Origin of the sequence: Lujinxingia litoralis (assembly GCF_003260125.1) — a bacterium.
Classification (GTDB): Bacteria; Myxococcota_A; Bradymonadia; order Bradymonadales; family Bradymonadaceae; genus Lujinxingia; species Lujinxingia litoralis.
This window is the reverse complement of the sequence record NZ_QHKO01000003.1, coordinates 278,522-295,205: the sequence shown is the minus strand read 5'-3', so window position 1 is coordinate 295,205 and position 16,684 is coordinate 278,522. Positions and strand designations below refer to the sequence as shown.

At 62.6% G+C, this 16,684-nt stretch carries 4 protein-coding genes; 1 reads left to right on the top strand and 3 read right to left on the bottom strand.

Annotation, left to right across the window (positions count from 1 at the left end; all coding sequences use genetic code 11):
- Window positions 1-71: 71 nt before the first annotated feature.
- Window positions 72-653 (bottom strand): helix-turn-helix domain-containing protein, encoded by a 582-nt coding sequence (locus DL240_RS08540; RefSeq protein ID WP_111729461.1) that lies wholly within the window; start codon window positions 651-653, stop codon window positions 72-74.
- Between the two features lie 517 nt (window positions 654-1,170).
- Between DL240_RS08540 and DL240_RS08535 the strand changes: the two genes are divergently transcribed.
- Complete coding sequence (locus tag DL240_RS08535; protein ID WP_111729460.1) at window positions 1,171-2,775, top strand: hypothetical protein; 1,605 nt, start codon at window positions 1,171-1,173, stop codon at window positions 2,773-2,775.
- Between the two features lie 528 nt (window positions 2,776-3,303).
- Here DL240_RS08535 and rsmI read toward each other — a convergent pair.
- On the bottom strand, window positions 3,304-4,155 hold the full coding sequence (gene rsmI / locus DL240_RS08530) for a 16S rRNA (cytidine(1402)-2'-O)-methyltransferase (RefSeq protein ID WP_111729459.1): 852 nt from the start codon (window positions 4,153-4,155) through the stop codon (window positions 3,304-3,306).
- 116 nt (window positions 4,156-4,271) lie between these two features.
- Window positions 4,272-16,601 (bottom strand): tetratricopeptide repeat protein, encoded by a 12,330-nt coding sequence (locus DL240_RS08525; RefSeq protein WP_111729458.1) that lies wholly within the window; start codon window positions 16,599-16,601, stop codon window positions 4,272-4,274.
- Between the last annotated feature and the right edge of the window lie 83 nt (window positions 16,602-16,684).

Here is a 16,684-nt window from a genome sequence, read left to right as displayed (position 1 = left end):
GCGCGCGGCATAAAAAAAGCCAACCTCAGATGAGGTTGGCTTTTTTGTCGTCGTAAACGCGTGCGCCCTGTTTAGCGAGACTCGCCGGGCTGCTCGAGCAACCAGCGGGTCTGCTCCAACTCCTGCTCCAGCTCCCAGGCCGAACTCTCCGCCTGCGGGAACCCGGCCGCGTCGCTGGCGCTGGCGCGATTCGTGCTCAGAAAGCTGAACATCACAAAGATGCCAAAGAGCACCAGCACCACCGCCACCATATGGCTGGGGCGCACCGTCTCAAAATAGCGTTGCAGATCGAATCCCATCGGGGCGGTCGCCGTCGCCGCCGCACTCGGGGCGGTGGCCACGCGGGCTGCCGACTGGACCACCGCGCGGGGCTCCGGAGTGGCTCGCTTTTCTTCGGGCACCAGGAGCGCCTGGCGCGTGCGCCCGGTGAACCGCTCGTAGGCCTGGATCACCTGCTCGCTTTCCAGCCCCAGTTCACGCGAGTAGTTGCGCAGATGGCCGCGCAAAAAGACTTCGGCCACGTACTCTTCAAAGCGATCATTCTCAAGATGCTCAAGCATCTGACGCGGGATGCGGGTCATGGCTGCCACATCCCCGAGCGCCAGCCCCCTTTCTTCGCGAGCTTCGCGGAGCATCATTCCGGGCGATTTCATACGACTTCCTTACGCGTTACGGCTCGACAGACTTCGTCTTACTTCCAGTCAGCAGCGCGCTGCGGTCCTGCTCCAGATCGCCCGCTCTGCGACGTATGCTGCGTTGATACATCATTCCCCACGGATTGCAACCGCAAGTTGGATAAGAATTTAGCCATCATAGTTCTGGCACGAATCACGTGCTGGGGAAAGTTTTTCACCCCCATAATGACGTTCCGAATCACCCACATAATCCTTAAAGGGATACTTCAATATCCCAAGGCCCTCCGCGGTCGTCAATGATACGCTCCGTAAAGTCTTGTGATTCGCCCAACCTACCGACCATGCTCCCACCGCCCCCCTGTCTTGACACCTCCAAGCCTCACTGCTAGCTATGCAGGGTGCCTCAAAGATGGTTTTTGCGTTCAAATATCCGCCCAAATGACTGGTGCGCGTTCGCCCTACACCGCCCCTTGTCCGGCAGAGGCCCCGGCCCATGGAAGCGACGCCAAACTCTGGTCGGATCGAGGAGTATCCTATGCTGGTGCGTGTTCTGGATCGACTGACCGCAGGCCCCCTTGTGTTCGCCCTGGCTGCCGCAAGTATGGCACTGCCCGCCACCGCCACCGGCGCGGAATTTACGGACCTTGTCGACGCCGCCGATGACTTCGACGACCTCGACGAGGCCACCTACGATCCCTTCGACTTCCATCTCGAGCCAACCTTTCGCTTTGACTACGGAACTGCCCGTATCAGCCGCGAAGCGCCCTGCGTGCCCACCGGCGGTTCGACCGACACCGTCGATGAGAATCCTCGTCTGGTTCGCGACTCCGGACGCTGCCGCGAGGCGTCGATCGTAAACAACAAAGAGATGCTCTACCGCCAGACGCGCAGCGCACTCGACATCACCCTGCGTGCCGGCATCTATAAGGATCTCGAGTTCCGGGCAACGTTGCCCTACGTCTTCGAATCGAGCCGGGCGCTTAAGTACGCCGATGATGATCAGCGGATCGTCAATGCGGCCAACTCCTCGGTCGACCCCAGCAACGAGCGCATCACGCGCCATGCTGAAACCATCTTCCAGCCCGGCCAGAGCGCCTCGCAGTTTGTGGCCGGACTCGATGAGTTCCAGCTCTACCGCTACTTCGACCTCGATGATAATTACCGCACCGAGACCACGCGCCGCGGGCTGGCCGATCCGACCATCGGGCTGCACTGGGCGCCCTGGAACGACCAGCGCGACCCGACCAAGGCCACTTTGGCACTCGGGCTCGACTACACCATGCCCATTACCGAGGTAGAGCGTTTTGATAACACCGCGGTGGGCCGCGGGCTGCATAACCTCAATTTCTCGGTGGATGCCTCCAAGCGCTTCGACTGGATCGCGCCCTACTTCGGCATGGAGTACAACCTGCCCCTGGCCTCGACCGACTCCCTCTACGGCCGCACCGACCCCAACGCCGACAGCCAGGGCCAGGTCATCCTCAACGCGCCAATGAGCGGCATGTTCACCGTGGGCAGCGAATTCATCCCCTACGAAGACCCCGAAACCGGCGCCCGCTACGGCATCGATCTGCGCTTCCGCTTTGGTTACACCAGCGAGGGCCGCGACTACACGGCGCTCTTCGACCACATGACCAGCAAAAACAACGAATGTAACAACCGCACCCTGGAGTCGGTGCGCCCGAAGTTCGATGCCAACGGCCGACTGAGCAACCCTGAAGATGTCGCCTGCGCCTGGGTGGTTCGCCAGCCCTCCAACGCCCGGCCCCTGCCGATCTACGACCTGCGCGACGCCCTGGAAGGCGGAGATACCTCGGAGTACGCCTTCCGCGACCTGGCCACTGTCGGCAGCTACGGCACCTTCGCCGGCCAGCTGGGCCTGAACCTGCAGCCCTCGCACTACTTCCAGGTCAAAGCCGTCGGCGGCATCACCCACCACCAGACCCACCTTCTGACCAACGCGCGCACCGGACGCAACTCCAACCGAAGCAACGACGACACCGTCGCGCTCACCGGCCCCGATGCCCGCTACGAGCGGAACCCGGCCTACAACCCGAGCTACGATAACTCCGGGGCCCGCTTCCGCATCGAAAACTACAACATCTGGCACTTCGCGGTGACCGCGGCGCTGCAGTTCTGAGCCCGTACTCCCCGGACTAAAAAAAGCCCCTCGTGATGAGGGGCTTTTTTTGTTCTTGTGCTCAGTAACTTAACGACGATGAGCGCAGAAGCAGCGGAGTCATTCGCCTGCCCCTGGGTCAGACAATCAGATGTCCCCAGGTCAGAAATCCTGACCCCGAAAACCTGACCCTGGGTCGGAAAATCAGATGTCCCCAGGTCAGAAAATTGACCCCGGAAAACCCCAGAAAACCTGACCCTGGGTCAGAAACCCTGACCCCGAAAACCTGACCCTGGGTCAGAAACCCTGACCCCGAAAACCTGACCCTGGGTCAGACAATCAGATGTCCCCCTGGGTCGGAAAATCAGATGTCCCCAGGTCAGAAAATTGACCCCGGAAAACCCCAGAAAACCTGACCCTGGGTCAGAAACCCTGACCCCGAAAACCTGACCCTGGGTCAGAAACCCTGACCCCGAAAACCTGACCCTGGGTCAGACAATCAGATGTCCCCAGGTCAGAAACCTGCCCCCTCCAAAACACGTCCCAGGGTCAGCCTTCCCGTTGCTTCTGGACCACCGAGATCCGCTCGTAGATCGCCGATCGCGGCAGTGCATACATCTGACTGACGACCTCTTTAATGCCCCGAGAACTCATCTCCTGATCGAGCAACGCGTGGATCAGACGCTCGACCTCTCCCTCGTCTGCCGCCTGCTTCCCCTCCCCCGGCGCTACCACAACGACCAGCTCGCCGCGGACCTCCTCGCTACTCCGGATCCGCTCCAGGACCCGGGAGACCGGCCCCCAGTAGTACTCCTCAAAACGCTTTGTCAGCTCTCGCCCCACACATACCTGACGCTCGGGTCCACAGACTGCCTCCACATCGCTCAGCATGGCTTCCAGGCGCCGGGGAGACTCATAATACAGGGTCGTCGTCCCGACGTCCTCCAGCGCCTCCAGGCGAGCCCGGCGAGCCTGGGATTTAGGGGGCAGAAAGCCCTCGAAGAAGAAGGTGTCGCTGGGCAGCCCCGAGGCGCTCAACGCCACGGTAGCCGCCACCGGCCCGGGCAACGCCCGCACCTCCACGCCAGCCTGACGCGCGGCTCGTACCAGCCGGTAGCCCGGGTCCGAGATGGCCGGGGTTCCGGCGTCGCTGATCAGCACCACCTCCAGTCCCGCTTCGAGCTCGCGGACCAGGCGTTCGGCCTGCTCCCGGGCGCTGTGATCGTCATAACGCCACAGCCGGGGCCTACCCTCACTGCGGTCAATGCCCGCCAGCTCCAGGAGCTTGCCGGCCTGGCGTGTATCCTCGCAGGCGATGATGTCCGCTCCGGCCAGCGCGGTGCGCTGACGCGGGCTCAGGTCTTCGAGGTTTCCGATCGGCGTGGGACAGACCACCAGCATGACCAACTCTCACAAAAGTCTCAGACGTAATAAGGGCGGCCTCCGCAATCTGCGGGGGCCGCCCTTCTCTCTCAATCGAAGGCGCCAGCCGTCAAGCCAACGCCTCGAATGAAACCTTACTTACCGATGGCCAGCCCCAACTCCTCACGCAACTGGAAGTACTCCTCGCTGATGGAGAAGAGCACCAGCTCGCGGATCTTCTCCTTGATGCTGGCCTTGCCCATCGGGACCAGGTCGCTCTTGATGCAGCTCGCCGCGCTGTGAATGTCCCCGCAGATCAGCAGGCCCATTCGAATCGCGGTATGCTCCACCGCCAGCACCCATTCCGAGAGGTTGGGGTTCTCCCCCTTGCTCAGGAACTGCTTCATCGCCTTCTGGGCCTGCATCAACATCGGCCCGGGCAGCGCCATCAGCTCCTGCTTGATGACCGCGCCCTGCTCACCGAGCGTGGCACCGATGCCCAGGCTCGGGTCGGTGATGTCCATCAACGCCATGAAGAGCAGCTTGAGGAACTCGGTCGGCTGCCCGATCGAGCCCACGTAATGGCGCGGCATCATCCAGGTCAGCGACTTGGCAATGATGAAGGCCAGCTCGCGGTCGCCGCTCTTCTGACGCACATCCCCGCCGATGATCACCGCTGCCGGATCGACGTTGGCGTTGCGCATCCCCATGGCCTGGTCACCCTTGAGGTAGACCCGGGGCGCGGGCAGGAGCTGCATCGTCTGCGCCACGTAGCGGTACACGTTGTTAAAGGGCGTCTGCTCCTCCAGGTTCACCAGGTCACGCTTGCGGTGTACGCCCCAGTCCTTGATCGAGCCCAGGGAGTACATCTGGCGCAACCCCTGACCGAGCACCGTCATGATGTAGGTAATGAGCACATCCTGACGGGGGTGGTAGAGACGCTTGTACATCTCCTCGTTGAAGGCCCCGCGCGCCGGCTGCATATGGGCGCCCAGGTACTTGCGGTAGAAGGTCTCTTCCTGCTCCGAGGCGCTCTGCAGGAAGCTCAACGCCCCGGCCATGCACCAGGCTTTGTCGTACTGCTTGGTCTGAATGTAGCTCTTGAACAGCACGCGGTAGCTCTCGACCCGGAACTGGTCGAGCTCGATCAGCGCGCGATGCTGCTCAATCGCGCCTTCCGGATCGCTGCCGGTCTTCTCGTAGAGCTCCGCCAGAATCAGGCGCAACTTCTCATCGGTGGGATTGAGCCCCACCGCGATCTTGTACGCCTCAATGGCCGTCTCCATGTCCCCCAGACGCGTGCGATAGATCTCACCGAGGTTCTGCCAGAGCAGGGTCTTGACGCTCTCCATCTGCCCGTCGTCATGCTCGCTGATGCGATGCAGCATCCGACGGTAGGCCCGCGAGAGCTCCTTCCACTCTTTCTGCTTGGTGAGGATGCGGTCGATGGCCTCAAAGGCCTTGAGCATCTTCACATCGACATCCAGCGTCTCGTCGAAGAGCTCCACGGCCTGCATCGGGTCGTCGATCTCATCGCGATAGATCACCGCCGCCGTGTAGTAGTACTTGGCGATGCGACCCGGATCCTGCTCCTGCTCAATGATCCGTTTGAGGATATCGACCGCCTGATGCCACTGACGCGTGCGGGTGTAGAGGTCGAGCAACTTGCGCAACATCACCACGCTCTTGGGATCGAGTTCCAGCGCCTGTTCATAGGCCTCGACCGCCGCCGGCGGCTGATTGAGCTTGCCGGCCAGCAGGTCCCCCATCCGGGAGAGCTGAGCGAAGCGCGCGGTGGCGTCGGTCTCGGCATCCAGGAGCCAGCGGGTGTAGTGAACCACGTCTTCCCACTTGCTCTGGGCTTCGTTCACCTCCACCAGATTCTGCAGCGTGGGACGATGCTGCGGATCGAGCTCCAGCGCCTTCTCGAAGTACTGACTGGCCTTGCGCATCTCCCCGAGCGTTTTGCGGACGGAGCCCAGGCGGAAGTAGATCTCGGCCAGCTCCGGCGTCTCGAGCTTATCGGCGTGATGCAGCTGAAGCGCCTGCAGCACCCGGGAGGCCTGCTCCCACTCCTCGCGAGCATAGAGCAACTGCCCCAGGCCCTTGAGTGTCTCCAGGTCGGAGGGGTCGAGTTCATAGGCATTGCGGTACGCCTGGAGCGCCCGCTCCGGCTGCGCGAGCTCATGATAGGCCTGGGCCAGCTGCAACTGACGACGATGCAGGTCGCTGGCCGCCACCGAGCCCTGTCCAAAGACCTCGATGACCATCTCCAGGAGCGGAATGGCCCGCTCAAAGCGGCGCTCCCGCACGTAGACATCAATCAGCGGCTCGGCGGCATCGGTGATACGGGGCTCCAACTCCAGGGCGGACTCAAAGTAGCGCAGCGCGCTGACCTCATCGCCAACCTGCTCGCCATAGAGCTTGCCGATTTCACACTGCAGCTGCGCCTTCTGACTCAAGTCCCGCGTGGCTTCTTCCGCGGCCTTGAGCACCCGAATCAGGCTCTGCCACTCCATCTGCATGGCGAGTAGCTTGCGGATTGCATCGAGCACCCCCTGGTGGGTGGGCTCCAGGCGCAGCGCCGAGAGGTAGGCATCTTCGGCGTTGGCATGGTCATGAAGTTGGGTCTCCATGAGCTGCCCGGCGCGGAAGAAGACCTCGACCCGCTGGTCGGGATTCTCCAGCTGGTCGGCCAGGCGGCCATAGGCCTCCACGGCGCTTTCCCAGTTATTGGTCGCTTCATGGAGATCGGCCAGCTCCGCCCACAGCCCGGGGTTGATGGACTCCAGGGTCAGCGCCGCGTTGAACGCTTCGATCGCCGAGTGCGGATCGCGCACCTGGTCGCGTTGCACGTGACCAAGTTCGGTGTAGAGCGCCACCTTCTCATCGCCGCGCTGCGAGAGTTCGATATGACGCTGGAGCACATCAACCAGCTCGAACCAGCGCTCCAACTCCCGGTAGAGACGCTCCAGGTTCTCGATCGCGGTGACATTCTCCACGTCGACCATCAAGACGTGGTTGTAGCTCTCGACGGCGCGCTCCAGGTCGCCAAACTGCCCTTCGAAGACCCCGGCCATCTTACCGTAGATCACCACCTGAGCGCCGGGCTCATGGGTCAGCGCCAGGCGCTGTTCAAGCACGTCGACCAGCTCATCCCACTGCGCGCTCTGGGTGTAGAGACGCTCCAGAGCGTCGAGCGTTTCCAGATGGGTCTGATCGACGGTGAGCACATCACGGTAGGCCATGATGGCCTGGCCGATGTCCCCGAGTCGGCTCTCCCAGAGCTCGGCGGCACGGCTCTTGATGGCCACAATAGCATCCGGGTCGTAGGTCGCCCCGGCCTTCTGCTCCAGGACCGCCACCAGCTCTTCCCAGCGTTCGAAGGTTTCAAAGACGCGCTCCAGGCTTTCCATCGCCAGGATATCGCTCGGGTCGATTACCAGAATCTCGCGGTAGGCCTCCACGGCCTGATCCACCTCGCCGAGCTGCATCTCGCTGAGTTCGCCGAGCTTGCGCCAGAGTTCGATGCGCGACTCAGGCTCGCCAACCAACTCCACCTGAGTGCGAATCACCTGCGCCAGCTCCGGCCAGGCGGCCAAACGGCGGTAGAGCCCCTCGAGCATCTCGAGGATCTCCAGGCTGTCCGGATTCATCGCAAGCGCACGCTGCAGATGATAGACGGCCTCGTCAGGCTGATTGAGTTCCTGCGCTCGCCACTGCCCCACCTGGCGGTGCAACTCCGAGGCTTCCGGTGAATCGTCAATGACCCGGAGCACATCGCCGAAGCGGCCGACGGCCTCCTCCCACAACCCGGTCTGCCGCGCCAGACGCTCAATATCCGCGATCAGCGCCTCGTCGCTCATGGTCTCCGGCCCAAAGGCCGAGAGGAGCACCACCAGCGCGTTTTCCGGCTGCATCAGGTTCTCTTCGAAGATTCGCGCAGCGTTTCGCAGGTTCTCCACGCGCTCGAAGATATCGTCTCCCACCATCTCGGCGCGATCCAGATACACCCCGGCGAGCTGCTCAAAGCCCTCCGAGGTCCCCTGCTCGATGAAGATGCCCTCCAGCGCGCGGCTGGCAGACATGCGCATCGGGTCGATCTCGAGCACCGCGCGATGGAACTGCACGGCCTGATCGCGATCCAGGAGTTTGGTCTCCCAGATCTCGGCCACACGCGTCAAAAGCTCGATCTGCGTTTCGCCATCGGCCACGCGGTCGGCCTTCAGCTCCAGCACCTGAGCGGCTTCCTCCCAGCGACTCTCCTGGAGGTAGAGCCCCTCGAGCTCATCGAGCGCCTGGCCGTGGTCCGGAGCAAGCCCCAGCACGTTCTTCCAGGCGTGGATGGCCTCTTCGGGGTTCATCAAAAGCTCGCCATGCACCCGACCAAGCTCCACCCACAGGTCGAGCTTGCGCTCTTGCGCCACATCCTGGTGAGCGATGAGGCGTTCGACCATGGCCGCCTGCTGCTGGTAGTCGGCCTGATGGATCGTAATCTCACGCAGCGATTCCAGCGCGGGAAGATGTTCACCATCGAGTTCCAGAACGGCCATCCAGGCATCCTGTGCCTGAATCTCGTCGTTGAGGTACTCACCATAGATGGTTCCCAGAGACTCAAAGAGGTTGAGCTTCTCGGCGGGATCTTGGCTGAGTTCAACCTCCCGACGGAGCACACCCACCAAATCGTCCCAGCGCTCGCCATCCAGATAGAGGCGACGTAGCTCTCCCAGCGCCATGCGGTCATCCGGTCGCAGCTCACTGGCGCGAACCCACAGGTCGACCGCATCCTCGGTGCGGCTGAGCATGTCTTCGGCGATACGCGCCATCCGCGCCAGGTAATCGGCCTGCTCATCCGGATCGTGGGTCAGCTGCGCGCGACGCTCCAGCACATCAAAGAGCGGCTCCCAGCTCTGCAGCGCCGTGTGAATCTGCTCCAGATTGGCCAGCGCCTGCTCGTGGTCGGGCTCAATCGTGAGCATGCGCTCATAGGTGGCCACGGCCTGACCGTAATCGGCGAGCTGCTCGGCAAAGACCCGGGCCAAACGGAAGTTAAGCTCCACCACCTCGACTTCGTCGTAGGTGCCCTCCACTCGCCGCTCCAGCACCGAGGCCAGCTCAGCCCATCGCGCCTGGGAAAGATAGATGCGATCGAGCGCGGCCAGCGCCCCGCCGTGCGTGGGCTCCAACTCCAGGGCCTTGAGGTAGGCCATCTCAGCGTCGTCAAACTGCTCCAGACGCTGGTCGAGAATCACCGCCACACGCAGCCACAAGTCGAGCGCGGCGTCGTCGGTGATCTGCGGGCTCTCCAGCGCATCGGCATAGAACGAGGCTGCCGTACCCCAGTCCAGGGTCTGCTCGGCCAGGCGCTCGATCTCCGCGATGACCATCTCATCATCGGGACGCTCCACCAGCGCGGCCCCGTAGGCCTGCAACGCACGCGGAACGTCCTGAAGCGGGTCCAGGAAGATGCGCGCGACCTGGGTCAGAAGCTCGTAGCGCTCCAGCGGGTCGTTGAGCATGTCCAGACGCTGCAGGTAAATCTCGACCAACTTCTCGTGCTGCCCCTTCTCCAGGTAGTGGGGCTCCAGAATGTCGCTGATTCGCTGGACCTCGCGCCCCTCCATAAACATCTGTTCGAGATTCTCGATGGCCTGCGCGTTGTCCGGCTCTTCGAGCAGCACCTCCTGGTAGGTGGTGATGGCGTTCTCGGCGTCGTCGAGCGCGCTCTGATAGAGCAGCCCCAGACGCAAGCGTAGCGTCAGCGCCTCACCCGGGTCTTCGCAGCTGTAGATGCGCGTGCGCAGAACCTCGGCAAGATTGGCCCACTCTCCTTCGCGCTGGTAGAGGCGGTCCAGCGCCAGGATGGCGTTGGGCTGCTCGGGCTCGATTTCCAGCACGCGATTAAAGCGGGTGATGGCCTGCTGAGGCTGATCCAGCTCCTCTTCAAAGATCCGGGCCACTCGCAGGTGCAGGGCCGTGGCGATCTCGAAGTCCGTCACCGACACCAGACGCTGATCGATCTGCTCGATAAGCACATCCCAGGCGCCGAGCTGCTCGGCCAGGCGCTCCAGGGTGTCGACGATTTCCACGCGTCCCGCATCGACATTGAGAGCCTCCACATAAGTGGTAAACGCTTCGGCCACGTCCCCCATGCGCACTTCCACGACCTGCGCGATCTCTTTGTAGAGTTCAATGCGGCGCTCGGGATCCTCACTGGTTTCAATGAGCAGACGCCAGGCCCAGACGAGCCGCTCCCACTGCGCGCCGTTGCGGTAGAGAGGCACCAGAACTTGCGCCGCCTCCTCCCGTTGCTCGCCACGCTCCACAAGGCCTTCCAGCGCCTCGATCGAGGGCTGATGCTCCGCGTTCTGCGCGAGCACCTCTTGGAAAACCTCCACCGCGCGCAGCGCATCGCCCAACCGAACTTCCCAGAGTCGCCCCATCCGGTACTTCAGGGTCTCGATCTCTTCGGGATATGGCGAGAGCTGCAGCTGCTGCTCCAGCGTCTCCAGGAGTTCGTGCCACTGCTCGGTCGCCTCAAAGAGCTCGTCGAGCTTCTCCAGGGCGCTCTTCTCCCCCGCATCCAGGTCGAGGACCCGGCGGTAGGTATCGATCGCGTCGTCGGCCTGCTGCAGGTGCTCCTGATAAATGGCGCCCATGACGTAGAGCAGATCTTTGCGTCCGGCGTCATCGTCGGCAAGGTCCAGCTTGCGCTGGTACACATCGAGCAGATCGTGCCAGCGCTCCATCTCGGTGTAGAGCACCTCCAGGCGATCGATGGCATGGCGGTCCGCTTCATCAATGGCCAGCGCGCGGTGGTAGACCCCGACGGCTTCATCAGGACCGGAAAGGATGTCCTCATAGAGCGTACCGGCCTGGTGAAGCAGGTCTTTTTTGTCGTCGAGGTCGTCGACAAGTTCGGCCTTCGTCACCAGGATCTGCACCAACTCCTGCCATTCCTGCGTGTGGCGATAGATGGCTTCCAGCTCCTCCACCGTCTCCAGGTCGGCCGGGAAGAGTTCGAGAACCGCGTGCAGGTGCCCCGACGCGCTGGCGAGCTCGCCAAGCGGCTCAATGTAGATGGCCGCCGCACGGCGCATCAGGTCGCGCTTCACATCGGGATCGCTCTGATAGTCGGCCTCTTGCTCAAAGACCTGAACCAGCTCTTCAAAACTCTGTGTGGCCTCGGCCAGGCGGTAGAGGTTGTCCAGCGTCTCGGTGTTGGCCACATCGTCGCGCAACGCCCGGGCGTAAGTCACAAACGCCGAGGCAATGTCCCCGAGTTCCACTTCATGCAGCGCCGCTACCCGGTGCAAGAGCGCCACGCGCTCGTCGGCATCCTGGCTGACCTCGATCTGAACTTCGAGCGCGGCCACCAGACGAGAGGCGTCGCCGCGAGTGGTGTAGATCGGCTCCAGAATCTTGGAGATGCGATTGCGCGGCGCCCCTTCCTGCATCATCAGGGCTTCCATGGCCGCATTGGCACTCCGATCATCGGCGTCGGCCTCAAGAACCTCTTCATAGAGACTGACCGCCCGCTCGGCGTCGCCAAGCTGTGCCTCGAGGAGCGCGGCCAGGCGGTTTTTAATCGGCAGGCGATCCGCGGAGTCCACCAGCTCCAGTTCCTGCTCGAGGTTCTGAGCGAGTTCGTTCCACATCGATTCGGCTTCGAAAATCCGTTCGAGTTCCGCATAAGCGCGCAGGTTCTGCGGAGCCACCTCCAAAATCTCGCGGTAGATGGCAATCGCCTGGTGCGCATCCCCGAGGAGCATCTCCCAGACCTGCGCCTTGCGGAACTTCAGCGCCTCGCGGGCATCGTCTTCGTCGGCCAGCTCGATCTTACGATCGAAGACTTCCAGAAGTTCTTGCCAGGCTTCCGTCGTGATGAAGAGCTCTTCCAGATCATCAAGTGCGCGACTTGAGCCGGCATCCAGCAGAAGCACTTCTTCGAGGTTACGACGAGCGTCGTCGTAGGCATGAAGGCGCTCGGCATTCACCTCGGCCAGGGTGAAGAAGTAGTCGATGCGCAGGGCGTCATCCTCGATCTCCGGAAGCACCACTTCACAGGCATCCACGAGTTCGGTCCACAGCTCCAGCTCATAGGCGATGCGGTAGAGCTGCTCGCGAGCCGACGCATCGGATGCATCGCTCCGCAGAATGCGGGCGTAACGCTCAAAGGCTCGCGCGCCCTGACCAAGCTCTTCCAGGAGCACGTCACCGGCCCGACGCTCCAGCTCACGCGCGACCGCGCTCTCTTCGGCGGCCGCAGCCTGCACGGTCAACACCCCGACCAGGTCTTCCCAGCGCCCGTGCACTTCGTAGACCGGCTCCAGGAGGGTAGCGACCGTCGCCTTGAAGAGTTCATCGTCGAGCAGACGCTCCAGGGCCTGACAGGCCTCGGCGTGATCGGGACGCCACGACACCACTTTCGCCAGCGCCGCGACCGCCTCTTCGACCTCGCCCAGGTGGTCCATGCAGACCACACCAAGCTCAAAGCGCAGCGCCGTCAACAGCTCCACATCCTCTTCGGTGTAGTAGGCCTGCGCACTCAGGTCGACGTCGGCGAGCTCTTCAAGAGCCTCCCGGGCCTCCTCGGCCTGCGCCCCTTCGCCCGCCAGCGACTCGTCATCCTCCACCACGTCGTCCGCGGCATCGACAACGTATCCCGGCGCATCCACATCTTCGGAAAGGTCGGCGAGCATGTCATCGACATCATCTCCGCCACTGAAGCCCTCGCCGAACATCGAGCGTTCCGGGGGGGCGCCCTCTCCCACCAGCGCGGCGACATCCACCAGCCCGGTGGACACGATGCGGCTGGAGAGGCGCGCCCGGCGCTCGACCAGATCGATCTCGCGGCGAATCACATCGGCGAGGTCAGCAAACTCCTCCTCCTGCGCGTAGAGCCTGTGCAGCTCGGCCAGGGTGGCGAAGTTATAGGCGTCGAGTTCCAACGCTTCGTTGAGGCGAGCGATCGCGGTGACCACGTCCTGCGCTTCGATCTCGGCGATGCGGGCCATCCCCTGGAGGATCTGCACGCGGGCATCTCGGTCCTCTTCCAATTCCAGGCGATGACGGTAGACCTGCATCAGGTCATCCCAACGCGCGCTGGAGAAGTAGATGCGCTCCATCGCCTCCAGTGCACGCAGGTTGTTTTCCTCCACCGCCAGCACGGCCTGGAACTGCTCCAGCGCCGCCTCGAGATCTCCGAGTTCTTCCGAGAGGACGCGTCCGAGCAGAGCACGCAGCTCCAGCACTTCGGCTTGCTCAAGGTCTGCGTCAAGCGCTCGACGATAATGCTCCACCAGCGTGGACCACTCACCCGCGTCTCCGGCGGTGGCCTCTAGTTCGGCAACGACGTCGAGTTCCGCGGGCATCTCCAGGAAGGCCTGGCTAAAGCGCGCGAACGCGCCGTCGACATCGCCGAGCTGCTCACGATGCAGGCGCGCGAGTTTGAGCTGGTAAGCCTTGCGCTCCGCGGGCGCCTCGCGATGGGAGAGCACGATCTCCAGGGCGGACTTCAGCTTCTCGGCGTCGCCGGCCTCCTCGTAGATGGGCACCAGCTGGCCGGCCGCTGCTTCATTCTGCGCGTCAAGCTGCAGCACACGCTCCAACTCGCGCTCAGCGCGGTTGGTGTCGCCAAGTTCTTCGCGCCAGATGCGTGCCGAGCGCAGCAGGAGTTCGATTTTGACATCGTCCTCCTTCATCGTGCCGCTGAGCGTCCCGAGAATTCGCACCAGGTCAGCATACGCCTCGCTCTCAGCATAAAACGCCTCGAGCTCATCCCACTGGCGGTTGTCGATGTAGAGGCGTTCCAGCGACTTGCGCGCCTTAAGATCGGTGGCGTCGAGCTCCAACGCCCCCTTCCAGGCTTCGATGGCGCGTTGGCTGTCTTCCAGACGGTCGGCATAGAGCATGCCCAGCTTCTGGTAGAGCTTCATCGTCTCCGCATCATCGCCGCTGAGACCGACCTTCTGCTCGAGAATCTCGGCTAGTGCCTCGTAGTCGCGGTTCTTCTCGTAAAGCGTCTCCAGCGCATCAAGCGCGTCGGCGTCCTGAGGCACGACCGCGCGCACCTCCAACCACAGTTCGGTGGCCACCTCGGGCTTGCGCAACTTATCGGTTGCCAGGCGCGCGACCTCTTTGAGCCCCTCGGCCCGGGCCTCATCGCTCTCCAGCGTCTCGATCTCACGCTTGGACACGTCGATGAGGCTCTCCCAATCCCGACGCTTCTCGTACATCTCCTTCAGGAAGGTGATGGCATCGGCATTGAAAGGCTCGATTTCCAGGACCTGCTCGTAGGCCTTAATGGCCTCGGCCTGATTGCGGAACTTCTCAATGAAGAGCGTCGCAATCTGGCTGTAAATCTCAACCTTCTGAGCCGAGGTCGGGACGATCTCGGCCTTGGACTGCAGCATGTTGATGAGATCCGACGACATGTTCATATCGCCGTAGAGTTCGATGAGCTGGTCGATGGCGTCGAGATCTTCTGGCGCCAGGCTCAGGATCTCTTTGTAGACATTGATCGCCATACGATCTTGGTTCATCTCACCGCGGTAGACCCGAATCACCTCGTAGAGCAGGTCGACCTTATCTTCGACCCGGTCCTCGCCAAGGGTTTCGACCTCCTGCTTGACGAGGTCGACGTACATCGGCCACTTGCCGGCGCGCTTATACAGAATCTTCAGTCGGTTCTTGACCTGTTCGGCATCGACCTGGCGCTCCAGACGGCGCAGCGCATCGATCTCTTTATCAGGCTCGTTGAGCGCGGCGGCCAGATCGGCCATTCGCAGGTAGACCTTCATGGCCCGCGCATCGGCATCAAGATCGCTGTAGCGCTGCTCCAACGAACGCTGGAACTTGCGCCAGTTCGCCTGCGCCTCTTCCAGATCCTCCAGGGCTCCGAGGACAGCCTCATCCCCCGCCTCTTCAGCGATCGCCCGGGCCCTATCAATGTCGCCTAGCTCGTACAGCGCGATACGCGCCCGAAGCGCCCCGCTGCCCTCCACCTCAGTGGCCTCAACGGCCGCCAGGACGCCTCGCCAGTAGGATTCTTCCGAGTAGAGATATGCAACGCGCTGGTAGTAATCGAGGCCCTGGTCGGCCGCCAACGCACGCTCAAAGAGCGCCACGCCGTCAGTAGCATCGGTGCTATGACGTGACTGCAAGCGCGCGGCTCGCACCAGAAGGCGAAGCCCTTCCTCACCTCCGACAGATTCGGCTCGGCTGACCATCTCCTCAAAGCGATCGCTCCAATCACGCGACGAGGCGACCTCGTCCTCCCCCTCGTCGAGCACTTCGATGGCGTCAAGCTCCTCAAGCACCTCTTCCGCGTCAGAAACGTCCGACTCTTCCGATAGCTCCTCGAGCACCTCTTCCGCGTCAGAAACGTCCGACTCTTCCGATAGCTCCTCGAGCACCTCTTCCGCGTCAGAAACGTCCGACTCTTCCGATAGCTCCTCGAGCGCTTCGGCCTCGGCAAGCACTTCGACCGGAAGTTCCGGAGGCGCATCCTCAACAGCCTCGGATTCCAGCTCATCAAGCACCAGGGCATCGTCGAGTTCCATGGTCATCGGCGCCGCCTCGGCAGCCTCGCCCGGAAGCTCGGGGAGCGCATCCGCCGCCGGCTCGGCCTCAAGTTCCTCGATCATCAGCGAATCATCGAGTTCCATGGTCATCGGCGTCTCATCCACCGGTGCCGGCTCAACCTCGCCGCCCTCCTCAAGCACCTCCGCTTCGAGCTCGTAACCAAGCTCCACAGCCGCTTCCAGCGCTTCGGTGTTGGTCGGGTCCTGCTCGTAGGCAAACACAAAGCACTGGCAGGCGCTCTCCGGGTTGTTCAGGTAATCCCGGTAAATTTCGCCAACGGTCAGCGAGAGCGTCGACTGGCGCACGGCGTCTTCGGTCTGCTCGATCTCCTCGATCATCAGGCCGGCGAGCCGCTCCCAGGCGGCTTGCTTGCGCGCGAGCACCTGACGCGACCACAAAGCGATGACGTTGTCGGGGTCCAGATCCAGGGCCCACTTGTAGGCGGTATCAGCCTGCTCCAGATCACCGACGAAGTCTTCCAGAATGCTTCCCATACGCTGGTAAAGCCGGCTCTGGTAGCCCCCATCGGTATCGTGCTCCAGCGCCTCGGCAAAGAACTGCTGAAGCTGATCGGCGTCATCCTGCAGCGCCAGCTGGAAGAGGTAGGCCTCCACGCTCACCAGCGTGTCTTCGCCGACCGTCAGCGAGCGACTCAAAAGGTCGACGCTCCGCTCCAGATCGTTGAGACGACCGCCGGCCATCCGCGCCGCCTCTAGATAGAGGCGCGCAGCCGCATCGTTTGAAGACGAGCCCTGAGCCCGCTCTTCAAAGATCGCCACCAACTCGGCCAGCTCCTCGGTCGACCCGAAGGCCTCCTCCAGACGGCCCACAGGCGCAAGATCGTAGGGGTTAGCTTCCAGCTGGGCGACGTATTCCTGAACCTTGTTTTCGCGATTCATGTGCTCTTTGGTCGGCCTGGAGGGGGTAATAAAAGGAGCATCCAGAGCGCCCCCTAAAAGAAGCGCTCACTCAGGGCGTCGAC